Source organism: Geminocystis sp. CENA526, assembly GCF_050753365.1.
Lineage (GTDB): Bacteria > Cyanobacteriota > Cyanobacteriia > Cyanobacteriales > Cyanobacteriaceae > Geminocystis.
Window position 1 is genome coordinate 1 of record NZ_JBLZFY010000058.1, and the last position, 20130, is coordinate 20130.

19 protein-coding genes are annotated in these 20130 nt (G+C 35.3%); 9 read left to right on the forward strand and 10 right to left on the reverse strand.

The window, feature by feature from the left end:
- Positions 1–242: 242 nt before the first annotated feature.
- Entirely contained in the window at positions 243–1982 is a 1740-nt protein-coding gene (locus ACN4EE_RS14580) for a hypothetical protein (protein WP_431707183.1), read from the reverse strand.
- A 108-nt stretch (positions 1983–2090) separates the two neighbouring features.
- On the opposite strand from ACN4EE_RS14580, the gene ACN4EE_RS14585 reads away from it, so the two are divergent.
- The 3 genes from ACN4EE_RS14585 (at position 2091) to ACN4EE_RS14595 (ending at position 8027) form a co-directional block, all read left to right on the forward strand.
- Positions 2091–2507: a hypothetical protein gene (locus ACN4EE_RS14585; RefSeq protein ID WP_431707184.1), complete on the forward strand. Its 417-nt coding sequence runs from the start codon at positions 2091–2093 to the stop codon at positions 2505–2507.
- 190 nt (positions 2508–2697) lie between these two features.
- Positions 2698–3084 carry a hypothetical protein gene (locus tag ACN4EE_RS14590; RefSeq protein WP_431707185.1) on the forward strand — a complete coding sequence of 129 codons (387 nt, stop codon included), beginning with the start codon at positions 2698–2700 and terminating at the stop codon, positions 3082–3084.
- Positions 3085–3242: 158 nt separating this feature from the next.
- Positions 3243–8027 carry a choice-of-anchor I family protein gene (locus ACN4EE_RS14595; RefSeq protein WP_431707186.1) on the forward strand — a complete coding sequence of 1595 codons (4785 nt, stop codon included), beginning with the start codon at positions 3243–3245 and terminating at the stop codon, positions 8025–8027.
- Between the two features lie 266 nt (positions 8028–8293).
- On the opposite strand, the gene ACN4EE_RS14600 is transcribed toward ACN4EE_RS14595, so the two are convergent.
- From ACN4EE_RS14600 to ACN4EE_RS14620, 5 genes are all read right to left on the reverse strand, one after another.
- On the reverse strand, positions 8294–8533 hold the full coding sequence (locus ACN4EE_RS14600) for a type II toxin-antitoxin system HicB family antitoxin (protein WP_431707187.1): 240 nt from the start codon (positions 8531–8533) through the stop codon (positions 8294–8296).
- Position 8534: 1 nt separating this feature from the next.
- Positions 8535–8771 (reverse strand): type II toxin-antitoxin system HicA family toxin, encoded by a 237-nt coding sequence (locus ACN4EE_RS14605; RefSeq protein ID WP_431707188.1) that lies wholly within the window; start codon positions 8769–8771, stop codon positions 8535–8537.
- A 93-nt stretch (positions 8772–8864) separates the two neighbouring features.
- Positions 8865–9428, reverse strand: a complete 564-nt coding sequence (locus ACN4EE_RS14610; protein ID WP_431707189.1) for a hypothetical protein — start codon at positions 9426–9428, stop codon at positions 8865–8867.
- Positions 9429–9526: 98 nt separating this feature from the next.
- Positions 9527–9718 carry a hypothetical protein gene (locus tag ACN4EE_RS14615; protein ID WP_431707190.1) on the reverse strand — a complete coding sequence of 64 codons (192 nt, stop codon included), beginning with the start codon at positions 9716–9718 and terminating at the stop codon, positions 9527–9529.
- A complete protein-coding gene (locus ACN4EE_RS14620) occupies positions 9715–9912 on the reverse strand; it encodes a hypothetical protein (RefSeq protein ID WP_431707191.1) in 198 nt (65 codons plus the stop codon). Before ACN4EE_RS14620 ends, ACN4EE_RS14615 begins: the two co-directional genes overlap by 4 nt.
- Before the next feature lie 47 nt (positions 9913–9959).
- Here ACN4EE_RS14620 and ACN4EE_RS14625 point away from each other — a divergent pair, with 47 nt between their 5' ends.
- Positions 9960–10553 carry an REP-associated tyrosine transposase gene (locus ACN4EE_RS14625; protein ID WP_431707192.1) on the forward strand — a complete coding sequence of 198 codons (594 nt, stop codon included), beginning with the start codon at positions 9960–9962 and terminating at the stop codon, positions 10551–10553.
- Between the two features lie 53 nt (positions 10554–10606).
- On the opposite strand, the gene metH is transcribed toward ACN4EE_RS14625, so the two are convergent.
- On the reverse strand, positions 10607–14158 hold the full coding sequence (gene metH, locus ACN4EE_RS14630) for a methionine synthase (RefSeq protein WP_431707193.1): 3552 nt from the start codon (positions 14156–14158) through the stop codon (positions 10607–10609).
- A 129-nt stretch (positions 14159–14287) separates the two neighbouring features.
- Between metH and ACN4EE_RS14635 the strand changes: the two genes are divergently transcribed.
- Together ACN4EE_RS14635 and ACN4EE_RS14640 are read left to right on the forward strand one after the other, a co-directional pair.
- Positions 14288–15397 (forward strand): hypothetical protein, encoded by a 1110-nt coding sequence (locus ACN4EE_RS14635; protein ID WP_431707194.1) that lies wholly within the window; start codon positions 14288–14290, stop codon positions 15395–15397.
- The gene (locus tag ACN4EE_RS14640; protein WP_431707195.1) at positions 15390–16439 is read left to right on the forward strand and encodes a DNA cytosine methyltransferase; all 1050 of its coding nucleotides are present in this window, start codon (positions 15390–15392) and stop codon (positions 16437–16439) included. The genes ACN4EE_RS14635 and ACN4EE_RS14640 overlap by 8 nt, the downstream gene beginning before the upstream one ends.
- A gap of 45 nt (positions 16440–16484) precedes the next feature.
- Here the strand turns inward: ACN4EE_RS14640 and ACN4EE_RS14645 are convergent, their stop codons facing one another.
- Together ACN4EE_RS14645 and ACN4EE_RS14650 are read right to left on the reverse strand one after the other, a co-directional pair.
- Positions 16485–16748: a Txe/YoeB family addiction module toxin gene (locus ACN4EE_RS14645; RefSeq protein WP_431707196.1), complete on the reverse strand. Its 264-nt coding sequence runs from the start codon at positions 16746–16748 to the stop codon at positions 16485–16487.
- A complete protein-coding gene (locus ACN4EE_RS14650) occupies positions 16745–17008 on the reverse strand; it encodes a type II toxin-antitoxin system Phd/YefM family antitoxin (protein ID WP_431707197.1) in 264 nt (87 codons plus the stop codon). Before ACN4EE_RS14650 ends, ACN4EE_RS14645 begins: the two co-directional genes overlap by 4 nt.
- Positions 17009–17291: 283 nt before the next feature.
- Here ACN4EE_RS14650 and ACN4EE_RS14655 point away from each other — a divergent pair, with 283 nt between their 5' ends.
- Genes ACN4EE_RS14655 through ACN4EE_RS14665 form a run of 3 tightly spaced genes read left to right on the forward strand, consistent with a single transcriptional unit; the run spans position 17292 to position 18136 of the window.
- Positions 17292–17585, forward strand: a complete 294-nt coding sequence (locus tag ACN4EE_RS14655; protein WP_431707198.1) for a type II toxin-antitoxin system RelE/ParE family toxin — start codon at positions 17292–17294, stop codon at positions 17583–17585.
- 26 nt (positions 17586–17611) lie between these two features.
- The gene (locus tag ACN4EE_RS14660; protein ID WP_431707199.1) at positions 17612–17893 is read left to right on the forward strand and encodes a HigA family addiction module antitoxin; all 282 of its coding nucleotides are present in this window, start codon (positions 17612–17614) and stop codon (positions 17891–17893) included.
- Between the two features lie 39 nt (positions 17894–17932).
- Positions 17933–18136, forward strand: coding sequence for a hypothetical protein (locus tag ACN4EE_RS14665; RefSeq protein WP_431707200.1), 204 nt, complete (start codon positions 17933–17935; stop codon positions 18134–18136).
- A gap of 26 nt (positions 18137–18162) precedes the next feature.
- On the opposite strand, the gene ACN4EE_RS14670 is transcribed toward ACN4EE_RS14665, so the two are convergent.
- Positions 18163–20049 (reverse strand): hypothetical protein, encoded by a 1887-nt coding sequence (locus tag ACN4EE_RS14670; RefSeq protein WP_431707201.1) that lies wholly within the window; start codon positions 20047–20049, stop codon positions 18163–18165.
- Between the last annotated feature and the right edge of the window lie 81 nt (positions 20050–20130).

A 20130-nucleotide genomic window follows, 5' to 3' on the forward strand; every position in this document is an offset into this window, starting at 1 on the left:
CAGGTGTTAGGTTAAATTAAAACTGTAAATTTATAACATCTGCATTTTTAAAATCATAGACCTATTATATAGCAATTCTCGTTTTGGTGAGGTACAAAAATTGTCGTTGAAAGGCAAGAGGCAAGAGGCAATAAAAAAATGTACCTCATAATTTTAAAAACCGCTATATATCAAAATTTTCAACAATTATTTACTACTAAAATATCATCACTATTGTAGAAGGGGCAAAATTAATTGTATGCTTACCTAAAGGGATTGTTTGGTTGACCGATGCGAAATGTTAAAGTAAAGACATTATCCCATAAAGAACGAGAATTTCCCAACTCATCTAAACCATATCGATATTCATTATTTGTCCAAGAAAAACTTAATTGAGGTGTGTTATAACCCCCGGCTAAATTCAAGTTTAAATTCATTCCATAACGGGTGCGACTAGAATTTTCGTCATAAGGGGCAAAATAACCCCCGATATACAAATAATCTGTGACATTCATTCCAATATTCAGTAACATTTTAGAGCGGGAATTGTTCTCTAAATTATCTAAGCCCCAAAAATTTGTTAGCTCCAATGATAACCTAGAAATGTTTAATCTTGCACCGATCGAAAATTCACTTAAAGGGGTAACGCTAATTACATCCCCTATTTTTGTGGTGTTTTGCAAAGCGTATTGAAAACCACTATAAAGGGTTAAAACGGAATTTTGCTCTAAGGGTACTCTATAGTTAATATTACCATGAACTTGACTGTAGTAGTCTCGATCGGAGTTTAAATAACCCACACCTCCTACTCTATAATTCCAACGCTGATAATTTTTCTGATAGTCTAAACCAATATAGGGTTTTAATTCCTCTGCCAAAATTGCTCCTAAGTAGTAACGAAAAAGAGAGCTATTTTTCGTGATATTACCTGTAAAACTTAAATGGGGATAGTAATTGATTTTTTCTAAATAAGTGCTTTCTATCTTTACATTGGCTTCCTGATTGTAAAAAGTAAAATAAACTTGCAGATAAGGAGATTTTAAGGTGCTACCAGAAAAAGTTTCTTCATTGACTACAGCACTGAAATCCACGTCATCCACACTATCTTGCCCTCCTTCTCCCCCATCACTTTCAACTATTTGTAAAGGGGTAATCACATTAAAACCCCCGTCAAAAACTTCACTATTGCGACTGATCACAGGAGAAAGCCCAAACCAAATACTGTTAAAATGAGCAGGGGGAATCTCCTCAAAGGTTTCAATGCCTTCAGGGGTATTCATGGCTTCTCCTCGTCCGATGTGATAAATTACAAAACTAGAGGAGGGAATACGAGAGTTATTGGCGGCAAAAAATAAATTCCGATTCGCACTGCTTTTTGTTTGTTCAACCCTTAGACTAGGCTCTAAATTGGGTTCGATTTCTGGTAAGAAAAAATTGAGCAAAGATATTCCTGAATACCATTGATTATTGTTTTCGTTGCCGACTATGGGAAATCCTTTAACAGTACGAGCGATCACAGCTTTTTCTCCGTTAGCTTCCACAATTTGCCTTACTCGCAAATAACTACCAGCTAAGGCATTACTAAATTCTTCTGTGCGAGTCAAAATAACATTATCTTGCTGACTATTCCCCGTAACTACCCCAGAATTGGGAAAGAATAAATTTAAGCCGATTTTTTGATCTCCTGCACCCTGTTGAAACCCCGGTTGTGCGATCGCCTCTAAGGATTCAGGGGTAACAATCTCCCCGAATTGGGAAGTAACGTCAATGCGAGTGGGAAGTAACGTCTTAGGATCAATACTAGCTCGATCGGTTTTTAACCCCGGAGTATAAGTACAAATTGAGCCGGGGGGGGCATCTGTGGCGATACATTCCCCCGTCAAAGACATTTGTAATTGCTGTCCGATAATTGTCACAGGAGTAATTTGAGTAGTAATTACCTTGCGAGAATCTCGAACTGTGCGTAATTGTACATATTCTCCCACTTGATCCACCCTAAACACCCGATTCTTTGTTAAACTTTCTCGAATCTCACTCTTTAACTTCCATAAACCATTAAAATTAACACTGCCATTAGTTTGATCTATATTTAATTAAAGAGAGGTTATACAATGATTAATTTACAAAGAGTTACGTTAATTACAGGAATGAGTGGCATCCTTATTTCCTTTTTCGGTTTTTCTCCTAATGCCTTTGCTGGTTCTGGAGGAATGGCAGGTTCAGCCGCTTTCCAAGTTGATAGCGTTGTTACAGGGGTAGGTGTATCTGCCGCCGTAGGGGAAAATGGTGCAGGTGCTTGGTCTTTCAATGATAGTAGTGCTACAGGCAAAAATTCTGCTGGTTCAATGGGTTCTGGAGGTGCGATCACCATTGGTGGAGCAGGAAATGAATTTGATGCTTCTAAAGTAGGGAAAGTTGTTGATAGTGCAGGTAGCACAACTTTGGATAATAGCAATACCCTTACTGGTAATGCTGATCTTAAACTAGGTACTGGTTCTAACAATGTTATTGTTGATTCTACTCCCTAATGAATAACTTTTCATCGTTCGTAGGGGCATAATATTATTATGCCCATTGTTTTTTTCATCAAGATTCCTCATCGACTGGGGGCAAAATACAGGCAAGATGCCTGTTTTACGGTGGGGAATTGATATAAATAATCTAAGTCTAAGGGGTTTTAACTTGATGATGATACTTAGATATAATTCTACAAAATTGATGGTTTTGTCTTTATTTTCCTTGATTTCTCTTTTTATGGGTAATTTATCCGCTCAAGGAGGAGAAGCAAGGATTCGAGGTTCGGCGGCTTTTTACATCGATGAAAATGATAATGTAAGAGGTGTTACGGTGGGGGTGTCTGTGGGTAAAAATGATGCTTTTAGTCAGTCTTTTTTTGATCCTAATACTAACCGACTATCAACGGTTTCTGTTGGTTCGGCTGGAACTATTACGGTAACGGATGAAACAGAGACAGGTATCGGTACAATTCAAGATAGTTTAGATCCTAACCCCAGTCAGCCTCAAACTAGAACTATTACTGAGTCGGGAGAAGTTACGATCGGCTCTCAAAGTGGCACTGCTTCTCTGGAGTTGGACGCTCCATGATTAGACAATGACAAAAACAGTGGGGATGTCTAATGATTTCAACTCATTCTTAATCATTAATTAACTTTGATTTAACTTAAATTTGCTACCCTATAAGGGATTTTCCTCAAGATGAAGGAAATTTCACTTATACAAAAATCAGTTAATAAAAGTTAACTATGGACATTAATCTTAATCTCGTTGGTAGATATGCCAGTGAAAATGGCTCTGAAATTCCCGCATTTGATGCTATCAGCAAACAATTATTTGTAGTAGCAGGTGACGTGGTAGAAATCCTTGATTTGAGTGATACCAGTACCAATATCACAAAAATTGGGGATTTACCTCTTAATACCGAAGCTGTGGGCGATGGTTTTGCCTTACTACCCAATAGCGTTGCCGTAGGAAAACAAGGCACTGTTAGTGAAGGTATCGTAGCCGTTGCCTTAGCCATAGTGGAAACCGCTACAGGTAATCAAGCTAGAGGAGAAGTGCAGTTTTTTGACAGTACAACGGGAGAATTTTTAGGTAAGCAAACCGTTGGCTTTTTGCCCGACATGGTAGCTTTTACTCCTGATGGTACTAAGGTATTAACTGCTAATGAAGGTGAACCTAATGAAGATTATACCTTTGATCCCGAAGGTTCTATTAGTATTATTGATCTGAGTTTGGGAGTAGCTGACGCTACAGTACAAGAAGCTACTTTTACCGCTTTTAATGATCAAGTTGATGAATTAAGAGCTTCGGGAGTGCGTATTTTTGGACCTAATGCTACTGTAGCTCAAGATGTTGAACCTGAGTATATCACTTTTTCGGGAGATGGTACGAAAGCATGGGTAACGTTACAGGAAAATAATGCTATTGCCATTGTGGACATTGCCACTGCTACGGTAGAAAGTATTGTACCTTTAGGCTTTAAAGATCATAGCTTAGAAGGTAATGGTATTGATCCGAGCGATCGAGATGGTATGATCAATATTCGTCCTGTGCCAGTTTTTGGGATGTATATGCCAGATTCGATCGCATCCTATACCGTCAATGGTCAAACTTACTATATCACTGCCAACGAAGGAGACGCAAGAGTTCGCCCCACTGACGATGGTATTTTAGATGGTTTTGATGAGGGGGATATTTATAACGAAGAAATCAGAGTGGGTAACGCTCGTTATATCCTTGATCCTGTAGCTTTTCCGAATGCTTCGGAATTGAAAGACAATGCCAATTTAGGGCGTTTAACTGTAACAAACACTTTAGGACAGAGCGATCGAGCTATCTTTGTCTCATCCTTAGATGGTACTCAAGAAGTTAACCCTGTAGAAACTGAAGCTATGGGAAACGCCTTTAATTTTGTCGATGATAATGGTTTTTTACAGGTAGAATTAACCGTTACAGGGCTTGATTTTGGGGCATTCACTGGCAATTTTATCACGGAAACTACCGATGATGATGTCACCATGTTCCACATTCACCAAGCCGTCAGAGGAGCAAATGGGGGCGTTGTGTGGGATATTTTAGCTGATCCTGATACTGTTATTACTGTTAATGAAGATGGTACTGCCAATATTACTAGCACTTGGCAAGAAAACACCATCCCCAAAACCGCAAAAGGAGAAGATACCGAATTTTACTTTAACCTTCATACAGTTGCTAATCCACCCGGAGAAATTCGAGGGCAAATTATCGGGGAGGTTGCCTACGATAAAATTTACGCTTTTGGCTCTCGATCGTTTAGTATTTGGGATAGTGAAGGTAATCTCGTTTTCGATAGTGGCGATGACTTTGAACAAATTACAGCCGAAGCCTTCCCCGACTTTTTTAACGCTAGTAACTCCAATAATAACTTTGACGATCGAAGTGATAACAAAGGACCTGAACCAGAAGGGGTAACAGTTGGTACAATTAAAGGGCAAACTTATGCCTTTGTCGGTTTAGAGCGTATCGGTGGCGTAATGGTGTATAACGTTACTAACCCTGAGACTCCCGAATTTGTCGAGTATATTAACACCCGTAACTTTGAAGAAGACCCTCGATCGAACTTAACGGACTCTGGGGCAGAAGGTTTAATCTTTATCTCTGCGGAAGATAGCCCTAAGGGTAAACCCTTATTAGTAGTAAGTAACGAAGTCAGTAACACCACCACTGTTTTTGAGATCGAAGTACCTCAAACTAACTTTACTTTACAACTACTTCACGCCTCAGATCAAGAAGCAGGTATCCCCGCCTTACAAGATGCCATCGGCTTTTCTGCGGTAATGAATGCCCTTGATGCCAGATATGAAAACACCTTAAAACTTGCTTCGGGTGACTTATTCATCGCTGGACCTTTCTTTAATGCTAGTGTTGATCTTTATGGACAACTAGGTATTGCAGACATCTTAGTTCAAAATGCTTTAGGTTGGGATGCAGCCGCCGTTGGTAATCATGAATTTGATGCAGGAACTTCTGCTTTTTACAATGCGATCGCACCTAACTTTTTTATTGATGGAGTCGGTATTGATCCAGAAACAGGTTATCTTGGTGCATTATTCCCTTATTTATCAACTAATTTAGACTATTCTACCGATAGCTCTAACTTGAAAAATTTAGTAGTGGAATCTGGTGAAGCACCTTTACCTAACAGCTTAACCGAAAGCGTGGTAATCGATGTCAATGGTGAACAAGTTGGGGTAATTGGTGCAGTTGTGCCTTATCTCCCTCAGATTGCCAATATCGGTGGTATCACCATGTTAACCGATCCCACCATTCGAGACATTGAGATTAACGCCCAAAATTTGGCAAACAATATTCAACCTTTTGTGGATGAGTTAATCAGTCAAGGCATCAATAAAATTATCTTGATGACTCACTTACAAGAGTTTGAGATGGAACAGGCTTTGGCAACTAAACTCACTGGTGTTGATATTATCATGGGGGGTGGTTCTCATCGTGTCATGGCGAATGATGATGATATTTTGCGAGAAGACGAAACTCAATTTCCTCCAGAATTGTTACAGCCTTATCCTCAAGTCTTCCAAGATGCTGATGGTAATGACGTTTATTTAATCAATACAGGGGCAAATTATCGTTATTTAGGACAGTTAATCGTTGAATTTGATGCCGAAGGTAAAATTATCATGATTGGCGATGATAGCGGTACTTTTGCCACAGATATTGAGGGTGTCGATCGACTTTACGAAGAAGATATTACCACTTTTGAGCAAGTAAAAGCCGTTGCTAATCCAGACATAGTAGCAGTTGTCGATAATGTTGGTGACTTCATCAACAGTAAAGATGGCACTATTTTTGGCAATACAGAAGTATGGCTTAACGGTTTGCGTTCTGATGTACGCACAGAAGAAACCAATCTTGGTAACTTAACCGCCGATGCGAACCTTTGGTATGCCCAACAATACGGTTTAGAAGTAGATATTTCTGTAAAAAATGGAGGCGGTATCCGTGATCAAATTGGGGTATCCTTCATTGATGGTGGCACAAACGAGTTAGTGCAATTACCTCCCCAAGCAAATCCTGCCGTGGGTAAAGAAGAAGGGGATATTTCTATCTTAGATATTGAAAACTCTTTACGTTTTGACAATAAACTTTCCGTTGCGGATATTTCAGCCCAAGGCATCAAAGACTTAGCAGAGCATTTTGTGGCACGATGGGAGCAAGGTGTCACCCCCGGACAATTCGGACAAATTGGTGGTTTTAGCTTTAGTTTTGATCCTACTCAAACTTCGATCGAATTTACTCGTGATGCTAATGGTGATGCTACGGGAGTAACAACTCCGGGGGAAAGAATCCAAAACCTCATCTTAAACCGTGAAGATGGTATTCAAGAGGCGATCGTACTTGATGGAGAGTTAGTGGTTAATGTCGATCGAACCTATAAAATGGTGATTCTGGACTTCTTAGCAGGAGGAGGAGACGGTTATCCAGCTTTCTACTTTGAGAATGTAGTCAGACTTGATGAGTTAACTGCTGATAACTTACCAAATAATTCTAATTTGCCCATTGGTGGTGAACAAGATGCTTTAGCGGAGTATTTAGCTGAATTTCATCCCACTGCTGAAGAAGCCTTTAATCAACCTGACACTCCCATTGAACAAGATACCCGCATTCAAAACCTCAACTTCCGTGAAGATTCTCTGTTAGATAACCCTGTCACCATCAACATCGGTAATAACGGCGGTACATTCGACTTCGGTAGTCGTACTAATGATTTAGTAATTGTTGGTGGAGACGGAGACGATAATATTACTACGGGTTCAGGGTTCGATCGAATTGTTCTTGGCGGTGGTAACAATATTGTCAATGCCGGTGCAGGAGATGATGTCATTGTCAGTAGTGGATTAGATGGAGTCAGTAACCAGATTGATGGAGGGGAAGGCTTTGATACCGTAATCTATGATGGTGTTTTTGCTGACTTTGCTATTAGTGTCGAAAATGGCGTTGTCACCGTGGGCAGTAATACTGATACCCTAATCAATATTGAACAACTGCAATTTAACGATCGAACCGTTTTAGTAGAAGACTTAGTAATCGATCCGATTTTAGACGATCAAATTTATCGCTTCCGTACGGGAAATGGTACTTATCTTTATGTAGGTGACGAAGAAAGACAGCGAGTTTTAGAAGGAAACTATGGATTTGTTTATGAAGGGGAAGCCTTTAAAGTCTCTTTTGAAGACAATGACGAGTTAATTCCTATCTATCGTTTCCGTAACACCAACCTAACTGGTGCTTATTTGTATGTAGGTGAAGAAGAACGTCAAAACCTCTTAAATGTCAATAACTTTGGCTTTGTACAGGAAGGATTAGCATTCTATACCTATGGTGCAGATGCCCAAAAAGGAGAAGACATTTATCGTTTTTCTACCGTACCCGGCGGTTATATCTTTGTCGGAGAAGCTGAACGTCAAAGCATCCAACAAAATTACTCTAGCTTTAACCTTGAAGGAATTGCCTTTGAAGTCATCGCTTAAATAGGGTCTGCTGAAAAAGTATTTTGATGAGGGTAGGTATCAGGTATCAGGTATCAGGTGTTAGGTTAAAGAATGAAAAATCAAAGTGTTGAAGCGTTATCTCTTCAACAAATACACAGGTGTATTGTGAATAATCAGATTTAAAATGCCCTGTTTTTGAGTAAAAATTGCCAAAAATTCGCACTTTTTTATGAATATAGTGTGCCTAAACCATTGATTTTAATAACCTTTTGATTTATTCAGCAAACCCTAATTAATATTATTAATTAGACTACGATCGCACTCTCTTTAAAAGATGAAACTACTGGAATTGTCTCCCCGTGTTTAAGATAACTTTCCTTCACACCTTGCCACGCAATTTCTAACTCATCGATAGCAATATAGGGGGTATCACCAAAAGCAGAAACATTGGGCATTTCTACAAAATAAGCCACCCAGTCGCCCTCCTCATCTTGAAAAAGGGTAATGGTAAAACCATCAAAATCATGTTTTTTTGTTTGTGACATCTTACTTTTCCTCTAATTCTAAAGTGAGAAACTGTTTTACTTGATAGGCTTTTGCCTTACCGTTTTTACTAGGTTGAATAGATAAACGTGCTTTTTGGGTGGAATACCAAATGCGATGACTTCCTGTCTGATGATCAAAAATCCAATCATATAAACTTAATAAGGTTTCAAATTCATCAAAACTTAAGCCTTTAGGATTATTTTTGGCTTTATCTAATAATTTTTGCTTTCTACTCATAAATAGTACTAAATTTGTTGGGCAAGCAAAAAGCCCACCTAAATATATATTTCGTATATCACAAAGAGTGCTTGGTGTGACAATTCTATTATATTAAAATCTAACTGTTCTTGTATAGTCAATTTTAAAAGAATTAATCTTAATTTTTATTTCTTTTATTCCATCTTTGAGTTGATTATAGTCGAAACATAAATCAATATTATTATTAGTTCGAAGGGGAAATGTTGAACTATATGATACTTTATCTTTTTGATCAATTATTTCATAACTTGCTTCCACATTTCTTATGTTAAAAAGACTTGCATAAGATGAAAAGTGTGAATCCATATAATTTTTGATGACTGGTATATTACCATAATCTTCTTTTAATTGAAATCTTAAACTTAGATAACCTTTCGCCCCTTTTAAATCAGCAAAATTAATCTTTTGTCCTGTAACGATACCATATTCAGTATCAACCTTGTACTGTATGATTAAATTAGTATTATTTACAGCATCTTGTATATCAGGGGATAAAACAGGGATAGGAATGTTATTCGCAATAATTTGTTTTATAGAATTAGGTAAACTTCGAGGTGTACAACTAGCAAAAACTTTTTGTGGAAAAGAAATAAGAATAAGTAAACATAGAGAAACGACAATCAAAAAATTTTTCATGGCGGATATGTACAATTTGTTCATAATAGTAAACTTTACAGTAAATTTTGTCAATATTTTTTCATACACTTAGTGTAATTGAAGTCATTTTACTTTACTTATTCTGTTAAAAGATTTAATTTTTGTTTAACTCTATTTAATTTATTTTGTTGTTTTTCCTGTTCTAATATCATCATAATTTTATCTAATTCTAATCCGAATTCTTCTAACTCTAAATTAGTTCGACGCAAATTATTTAGTAAACGATTTCTAGTTTCTTGGTTAGGAATAGGAGGTAAGTTATTCATCATAATTGCCACTCTAATTTTACTTCTTGAATACTGCGTTGCCAAGCGGGGATACGCATTTGATTTTGTTCAATAGCTTGTGTTAATAAGTTAATCATAGCATTACTTGCTGTGGGTTGAGCTTGGGCGATCGAAACTTCTAATTGAGAAAATAGAAAATAAAGAATAAAAGTTTGTAGTTGCCACTTTAGTGGCATTATTATCTGTAGAATGAAGGCTAAAGCCATTACTACGAACGAGAATTATGTATGATTATCATAAATTAACTCCTCAACAAAGATTAGAATTAGTACAAGAGAGACTTAAAAAGGGATTTCCCTCCCATTCCCCTCCTCATCCCATACAAATTGAGGGTTTTTATTTACTTACAATTGCCTGTTATCAACATCAAAAGATTTTAAATAATTCTTCTCGCCGTCAACAATTATTAAACCTCTTGTTTGAAAAATTTATCCATGAAGGAATAGATATTAGGGGTTGGGTAATTTTGGTGAATCATTATCATTTATTGGTATATTTGCCTAATTTATCAATTCTCACTTCAATTTTTAAAGCTATTCACGGTGTTACTTCCTATCAATGGAATTTAGAAGATAATCAACGAGGGCGTAAAGTATGGTATCGTTTTAGCGATCGAGCCATTCGTTCCGAAAGACATTACTACACAACATTGAACTATATACATTATAATCCAGTGAAACATAACTACGTCAATTCTCCCTATGATTGGCTAGAAAGTAGTGTGCATTGGTATTTAGAGGAAAAAGGTAGAGAGTGGTTAAGGGATAGTTGGGTAAAATATCCTGTAAGAGATTATGGTAAAGGATGGGATGATTAGGTTTGTAGTGAGGGCTAAAGCCCTCTAAAAGCCCTAAAGGGCTTACTACGAACTTAAGCACTAAAATACTTAGCCACGGGATGATAACAGACGATCGCACTTGTGGACTGTTCGGGGTATATTTGTTCTGACTCGTCCATATACATACCAATCCGTTTAGCGTCTAGTAAATCTAATTGTACATACTGATCTTGCATATTCGGACAGGCTGGATAACCAAAACTATACCGTGAACCTTGATAATGTTGCTTAAAGATTTCTTTGATATTGTCTGGCTCTAAATGTCCAAAACCCAACTCACGGCGAATCCTTGCGTGACACCATTCCGCCATAGCTTCCGCCGTTTGTACCGCCATACCATGATAATAGAGGTAGTTGGTATATTCATCATTGGCAAAGAGTTTTTGAGCGTATTCTGTGGCGATTTCTCCCACTGTCACCGCTTGGAGAGGGAAAACATCGATTATGCCAGAATCTTTCGAGGCGAAAAAGTCCGCAATACACAACCTTTTACCAGACTTTTGACGGGGAAATTCAAACTTAGCAATTTCTTCCTTCGCTTCGGGATTTTCTGGGTTATAAATATATAAAGTATTGCCCTCCGATTGACAAGGAAAATAACCATAAATTAGAGTGGGATGTAATAAATTTTCTGCTTTAATTTTGGCTTTCCATTCCTCTAAAATAGGATAGACTTTTTCTTGCAAAAATTGATCATATTCTTCTCGTGGTTGCCCTTGAGGTTTACGGAATTGCCATTGCCCTGCAAACAGTGCTTGTAAGTCTAAATACCAGAGAATTTCATCTAAATTAAGCTCATCAGGAGACATGATTTTTGTACCCCAAAAAGGCGGAGTTGGTCGATCGATATTTGCGTCCACTGCTTCACTTCTTCGGGTATCAATTTCTGTTTTTTCTGACAGGCTAGAAGCCTGTTTTACGTTTTCTTTTTCTTCTCCTGAATCGTCAAAATTACGACCTTTAAACAGATGATTTTCCTCGACAAAATTACCTAAAAATCCCTCAAAGTCATTCCACTGATTGCTATGTTTAGAGGGCATTAATTTATCCATAAAATGCAAATCAGCAAAGGCATCTTTACCATAAACCACTTTTCCTTTATAGGTTTTTTGACAGTCTTCATAGACAAATTTCGGAGTTAATGCCGCCCCCCCTAAAATAACAGGCACGGTAATTCCCTCTTGGTTAAATGTCTCTAAATTGTCTTTCATAAAAGCAGTGGATTTTACTAATAAACCACTCATAGCGATACAATCTGCATTCGATTCACGGTAGGCTTGAATGATGTTTTCTACGGGTTGTTTAATACCTAAATTAATCACTTTATAGCCGTTATTAGACAGAATAATATCCACTAAATTTTTACCAATATCGTGAACATCTCCTTTCACAGTAGCGATTAAAAATGTGCCTTTACCACTGCCGTTTGTGTCTGCTTTATCCATAAATGGTTCAAGAAAAGCAACGGCGGCTTTCATAGTTTGAGCTGACTGTAAAACGAAGGGTAATTGCATTTTTCCACTACCAAATAATTCTCCCACAACTTTCATTCCATCTAATAAATAGACGTTAATAATTTCTAGTGGCGGATATTTTTCTAATGCCAATTTTAAAGCATCTTCTAAACCGATTCTTTCTCCATCAATGATGTGTTGTTTTAACCTTTCTTCGATGGGTAAATCTGCTACATTTTGCTTAATGCTTTTAGTGGTTTTACCTTCAAATAATGTGGTTAATTTTCCTAATGGATCATAAGTACAAATATCACCGTCAAATTCTCTTTTATCATAGATTAAATCTGTGCAAATTTTCAGGGCTTCTTCGTCTATTTTTGCCAATGGTAATATTTTACTAGCAGATACGATCGCACCGTCCATTCCTACTTGCATGGCTTCATGAAGAAACACCGAGTTTAACACCTGTCTCGCCGCAGGATTTAAGCCGAAGGAGATATTCGACACCCCTAACATAAAATGACATTCGGGAAGCATTGCATGGATGCGTTGGATAGATTCGATCGTCGCTTTTCCGTTTTCTCTGTCTTCCTCAATCCCCGTAGAAATGGGCAACGCAAGGGTATCAAAAAAGATTTCATGGGCGGGAATACCGAATTTTACTACATCATTATAGGCACGTTGGGCGATTTCCACCTTTTTATCCGCAGTGCGCGCCATACCATCCTCATCGATAGTACCAATTACCACCCCTGCACCGTATTCCTTCGCTAATTCCAACACCTTGAAAAATCGTTCTTCCCCGTCTTCATAGTTAGTCGAGTTGAGGATACATTTACCCCCTGCCACTTTCAAACCAGCCTCCATTTTTTGCCACTCGGTGGAGTCTAACATCAAAGGTAGGGTAACGTTATTCACCAGACGGGAAGCCAATTCGTGCATATCTTTTACCCCGTCGCGCCCCACATAATCCACGTTAACATCGAGGATGTGCGCCCCTTCTTTCACTTGGGCTTTGGCGAGGGAGATTAAACCATCCCAATCTTCGGCGTTGAGTAAATCACGGCATTTTTTCGAGCCACTGGCGTTGAGTCTTTCTCCCACAATCAGGAAGGAGTTATCCTGTTGATAGGGTTGGGTGGTGTAAATGGATGCCGCCGAAGGCTCATAATGATATTCTCTTTGTTTAGGTTTTAATGTACTAGCGATTTCTGCTAAGGCTCGAATATGCTCGTAACGGGTTCCACAACACCCGCCGATAATTTGAACCCCTAAGTCTTCGATGAAGTGCATTAATGCCATGCGTAGCTCGATGGGAGTTAAACGGTAATGAGCTTGTCCGCCAACGTTTTCGGGTAATCCTGCGTTAGGCACACAGGAAACGATGAAGGGAGAGTTTTCGCTTAAATATTTGATGTGAGGTTTCATCAAATCAGGTCCAGTGGCGCAGTTTAGCCCTAAAATATCGATATTGTAGGGTTGAAGAATCGAAACTACGGCGTTAATTTCTGTACCCACTAACATTGTACCCATTGTTTCCATTGTCACGGATACCATGAGGGGGAGTCTTTCTCCTTTTTCCTTAAATACTTCTTCAATGGCATTAAGGGCTGCTTTGATTTGTAAGACATCCTGACAGGTTTCGACTAATAGTAAGTCCACGCCACCATCGTATAACCCTTGTACTTGAGTTACATAGGCGTTTTTGAGGGTGTCGTAGTCTATATGTCCTAGCGTTGGTAATTTTGTACCCGGTCCGATACTTCCTGCCACGAAACGGGGTTTTTCGGGGGTTGAGTATTCCTTCGTTAATCGTTTGGCAAGTTGGGCGGCGGTTTTATTTAACTCATAGGATCGATCGGCGAGGTCATATTCTGCTAAAACTAAGGGAGTACCCCCAAAGGTGTCGGTTTCGATAACGTCTGCACCTGCTTCCAAAAATCCTCGATGTACGGTTTCCACCGCTTCGGGCTTAGTATAAACTAAATACTCGTTACATCCTTCGTATTCTGCACCGCCAAAGTCTTCTGCTGTGAGGTTTTGCACTTGCAGATTTGTACCCATCGCACCATCAAATACTAGCACGGGGCGATCGTTGCTGTGGAGTCTGTCTAAAAATCGGCTTTTCATAGATAATTGAGATTATGAGAAGTTCTATAAAGTTATGTTAACTAACTACTTTAGCTTATTCTGTAAAATTATTGATAAGATAAACAGTGTAATATTTATCAAAAGTGATTTTTTAGATTGAGTCACAAAATGGATTATAAAAAACTATTAATTTCTATCTATAATGAAGCAAAACAAGATAATTGTTATCGAGAAAACTTAAGTGAAAAGATATTGAATAATATTAATATTATTGCCGAAAAATGTTTTAATCAAAAAGGTGTTTATACTGTTTTAATTACTTTATCTATTTATAAAATTTTACATCCTAAACAAGATATTAGAAATCATCAAACGCAAATTAAAAATGGATTTTCAGGAAGAACGATTGATACACAATACATAACACCTACTCTTAAACAAATAGGTTTACCATCAATGGCTGAAAGTGGTTGGCTTACTCGTTCATTAGAACAACCCTATCCTTTTACCCTAGATTATCAAGGAAAAATAGGAAATAAGGAAGTTAAAAAAGCATTTTTAGAATTAGTTAATACCATAGAAATTGAAAAAGTTAATCCAAAATATATATTAGTAGAGTTATTTAAACAAATTATTATAATTCAAAAACAAAATAAAGTTATTATTCAACCTTTAACCAATGCAGATAAACTGACAATTTCCAAAGTAATAGATGTACTAAATTATCAATTTTCTTTTAATTATAATGTTTTTGGCGGTTCTAAATTACCCGTATTAGCTTTTTATGCAATTTACCAAATTATCATAGAGGAAGTTATAAGATATAATAACTGTACATTGAAATCACTGGGAAGTCATACCGCTTCTGATAAAAGTTCTAAAAGTGCAGGAGATATTGAAATTTTTAAAAGTGATAAATTATTTGAAGTTTTAGAAATTAAATTAGATAGGTCTATTGACAGTAATATTCTTAGAATTGCCGAAGCAAAAATCTTGAAATATAATCCAGAAAGATTCTATATCTTATCTTATTTGGATATTCAAAAAAGTGAATTAGATATAATTAATGATATTATAAATAATGTCAAAAATAATCATGGTTGCCAAATTATTATTAATGGTATTATTCCCTCATTAAAATATTATTTAAGGTTAATTTCTAGCTTAGATAAATTTATTAATATCTATTCTAAATTAATAGAAAATGATTTAGAACTAAAAACTATACATAAACAAAAATGGAATGAATTACTAATAAAATTAGAAAATAATGTATAAATTTATTGATTTATTTGCAGGAATTGGTGGTTTTAGAATAGGCTTTGAAAGGGCTGGTTATCAATGTGTATTTAGTTCAGAAATTGACTCTCACGCCAGAGAAATGTATTTTCATAATTTTAGTGAATACCCCGTTGGAGATATAAGAGAAATAGATGTAAAAACTATTCCTAATTTTGATATTTTATTGGCAGGATTTCCTTGTCAACCTTTTAGTATCGCAGGAGAAAAAAAGGGGTTTAATGATATTAGGGGAACTTTATTTTTTGATATTGCTAAAATTGTTGAATATCATCTGCCAAAGGTAGTTATATTAGAAAATGTCAAACACTTTAAAAATCACGATCGAGGGAAAACTTTAGCTACTGTTTTAAACACTTTAAATAATTTAGGTTATACCACTAATTGGAATTTACTAAATGCTATTAATTTCGGTGTACCACAAAATAGGGAAAGAACAATTATTGTCGGTTGTTTAGATAAAATAGAGTTTGATTTTAATAAACTCAAAAAAATTAAAGCGAAGAAACTAAAAGATATTTTAGAAAATGATAATCAAGAAAATTTTGAGTATTTAAAAGAAGAAGAATATACCTTAATTACTAACCCAAAACAACAATTATCAGGCTTAATTTTTGCAGGTTATAGAAATAAAAATATTAGAGTTAATGGTATTCGCCCTGATACAAAACATTTATCAAGAGTGCATAAACAACCAAATAGAATTTACTCGTCTGAGGGTAGTCATCCCACATTATCTTCTCAAGAATCTGCTGGTAGATATTATATTTTACATGATGGAAAAGTCAGAAAATTAACTTTAAGAGAATGTTATCGTTTGATGGGATTTCCAGATGATTTTAAGTTAATTGGTAGTAAATCAAAACTATATAATCGGGTAGGAAATTCGATCGTTATTCCGATGGTTGAAGAAATAGCTAATCAAGTTAAACAACAATTATTAAACCCTAATTGTACACCTAATCACTATCATTCACCACAGCAAATGTCTTTATTTGATTTCGGTTTATCATATCATTAATTACCAGTTAATTTATTAGGTACGATGATTAGATAAGATATAGATTCATTTTCGATAGTGATAACGACAACTGACTATTCTGATATAGTCGTCTTTGACTTCATAAACTAAACGATGTTCTTGAGTAATACGCCTTGACCAAAAACCTGATAGATTAAAGCGTAACATTTCAGGTTTGCCTTTTCCTGTGAAGGGATTATCAGGCAATGTTTCGATTAATTCCATAATTTTCAAAGCCATTCGCTTATCTTGCTGAATCCACCATTTCAAGTCTTCAATAGCTTGTATGTCAATTAGAATATTTCTCATCCTATTAACTCATTTTTCACTTGTTGCCATGGGGTAGCAGAGTCAGGAGTGCGATCAACTGCTTGTAGTAATTTTTCTGCGTTGACGGGATTACTCAACAAATATAAGGTTTCTACCATGCTATTATAGTCTTCTTCCGAAAGTACGATCGCCCTTACAGAATCAGATAATTGAAGGCACACGGGTTGGTGTTTTTCGTTAATTTCATCGATAACGGTGGTTAAATTTTCCTTGAGATGACGATGATCAATTATTTGCATTGTTAAACATTTAATCTTTATTGCGATAATAACTTATTCCATCCGTGAATAGTTAATGAAGTTTAAAATGTCGAAGTTCGATCGCAGCTGTGGAGTCTTTCTAAAAATTGGCTTTTCATAGATAATTGAGTTTATGAGAAGTTCTTTAAAGTTATGTTAATTAACTACTTTAGCTTATTTGACAAAGATAAAATATCAAATGACAATAAACACTGAATAATTTTTGGTTGCATGATAACCGTTAAAACATTAAAATAAAGAAAATTAATTTTAATGTAACAAATTGATTATTTCTTTTGGAGATAAAAGCACTGCTGATTTATTCAACGGAATCAATAGTCGGGAGACAAGAAAAATACCTTCTGAAATAACAAAAAAAGCCTTAAATAAGCTAGATATTTTGAATGCCGTTGAGACACTAGATGAATTAAAAAGTCCTCCGGGTAATCGTCTTGAAGCATTAAAAGGAAATCTCAAAGGCTTTTATAGTATTCGCATAAATAGTCAATGGCGAATTATTTTTCAATGGCATAATGGTAATGTTAGTCAAGTTCAAATCATTGACTATCACGATTAATTACTTATTAAAATGATGAATAAATTATGATACCTACTAATCGCATTCCCACTCATCCGGGGATAATCTTGTTAGAGGAATTTCTCGAACCTATGAATATTACTCAAGTAGCTTTGGCTAGTCATTTGAATATTCCAGTGCAGAGAATCAATGAAATTATCAGAGGAAAACGTGGTATTACTCCAGAAACAGCATGGTTATTATCTCAAGCATTTAATACCACTCCCCAATTTTGGATGAATTTACAGACTAATTATGATTTAGCAGTAAATAAACCCAAAGAAAGAAAAGAAGCCTTGATAAGTTAAATATTAAAAGGAAAGAAAACAATATCAAAACAGAATTTTATGAAACAAGAATACGATTTTTCTAATAGAGAACAAGGTAAATTTTATCACCCTAATAGTAAGTTTAATTTACCCATTTATTTAGATTCTGATGTGGAAGAATTTATCACTAATTTAGCTGACAAAAAGAATATGGATATTTCCGTGTTAGTCAATGAATGGTTAAGAAATAATATTAATTTTGTCAAAACTATTGATATTTAAAAATCAATAATTGGTAGTAATTAAATTCAGCTTACTGAGTCTAATTTCTTCTGTAATCTAGGGATAAGAAATTTTATCTGTAAAAATGTTTTATTTGCTTCCTTGAACGCTTTCTCATACCATTTCTTTTTGTCTTTTTCATTTTCAGATAAATCTCCCTCAAACTCGAAATAAAGCGCGTTCATATATGAAGTATAATAATTCTTATTATTCGAGTATTGTGTTTTAATCTCATCAATCTGTTCTTTTTTCTCTTGATTACTTTTGTCTGTTTGTAAATAAATTTGTAACAAAAACACATAACAAATAGTTTTACTGTGAGGATCAGTATTAAAGCATTCTATCGCTTCTTTTAAATCTTTTATTGCAAAATCATCATTTTTTCTTTTTAATTCTTTGTCATTTTTATTGTCTAAATTACATTGAATCCTTCCCCTTAAAGATAAGGTTTTTCCTTTAAAAACTGATAAGTGATTTTTTTGATTAATTTCATGGGATAGTGGAATATTTTGTAATAAATTCAAAGATTTTTTGCACCACTCATAACCTTCTTGATATTTTCCTAATTCTAAGTTGATTCGGGCATTGATTAAATAATAATTGATTTTTAAATCGTAATAGTTTTTTGTTGATTGTTCGATTGTGCTTAAATATGTTTCTATACTTTCTAATGTCTTTTGAGCTTTTGCTGTTTCTAATTTATCTTCATAAAAATAACACTTATAAAGTATTAGTAAAGCCTGATAATAAATATTATTTTCCTCATCTTCAGTTGTGTCTAATTTTTGAATTTCCGCAATTAAGGACTCCAATACTTTAATTGCCTCACTAAATCTATTTGTTAAATAGAGACATAAAGAAACTACTATTTGATGGTAAAATGACTTATCTTTTTCAGATATTTTTTCATAGCAGGAAATTATTTTGTCTGATAAACCATGTCTTCTGGCATAAATAAATAAAGAATGATCATAAAATTTATCATAGCGAGGAGAATAGCATAAAAGGTCCCATGCTCTTGGATAATCCTCACTTTCGAGGTAAAACAGAAAACTATTAAAAGCTAATTTCAAACTTTCATCTTCTAACATATTATTACATTCAATGTTCTGATATTCTTTCTCTAAATATTGAGCTATTATGTTTGTATATCTTCTATAATTGTTATCTTTTTTATCGATTTTTTGACTGTACTTAATTATGACATCCGATAAATCATAGCTGTCATTGTTTTCAGTAATTAATCGCAGTTTAATTAATTTACTAATATGTTCTTCGCTTATATCTTCTTCGCTTACCGTTCCAAATTTAATGGGTTGAGGTAGAAATTCAGGAATAAAAAACTCAGAAATTAGTGTTTTTTTAACTTTAGAGATTTTATTATAGGCAAAAAGAGACAATAAACATAATAAATCATAACTCACTGACTTATTCTCTTCAAGTCTCTTTAATTCGTCTTTTATATTATTCTCTGATTTTATGTTTTCCAGTTTAGTATCATCATTTTCGAGACGATAGTTAAATTTATTGCATAACTCGACTAATCGATAGCGTACATAGGTTCTACGTGTATATGTTCTTTTATCTTCTGTTTTTATATATTCACACTGGGAAACTCCATACACTTTATTAATTCTGCTTATATATTGTTTATTGTTTTCTAGTCTTTTTTTTAATTCACCTTTGTCTTCTAGGTAGTTATAAGTACCATTTTTTTTATCATAATCATGTACTGAATCAAATTCTAAACATTTCTTCAGAATTACTTCTTCATCTTTTTCTTTAATACCTTCGGAAGTATAACGTACATAATCTAAAAAGGCATTTAAAATAATTCTTTCAGTAGGAGTTAAATGTCTCTTATTAAAATCTTCCAAAGTCTTAGGTTCTTCGTGATTAGGTTTTGTTGGCATAACCCCCCTCAGTTGCTTCGTTGAGCTTTCTCTATAACTACTTAATAAATAGTCATTCTAAAATAATTTTGCTAAAAAATT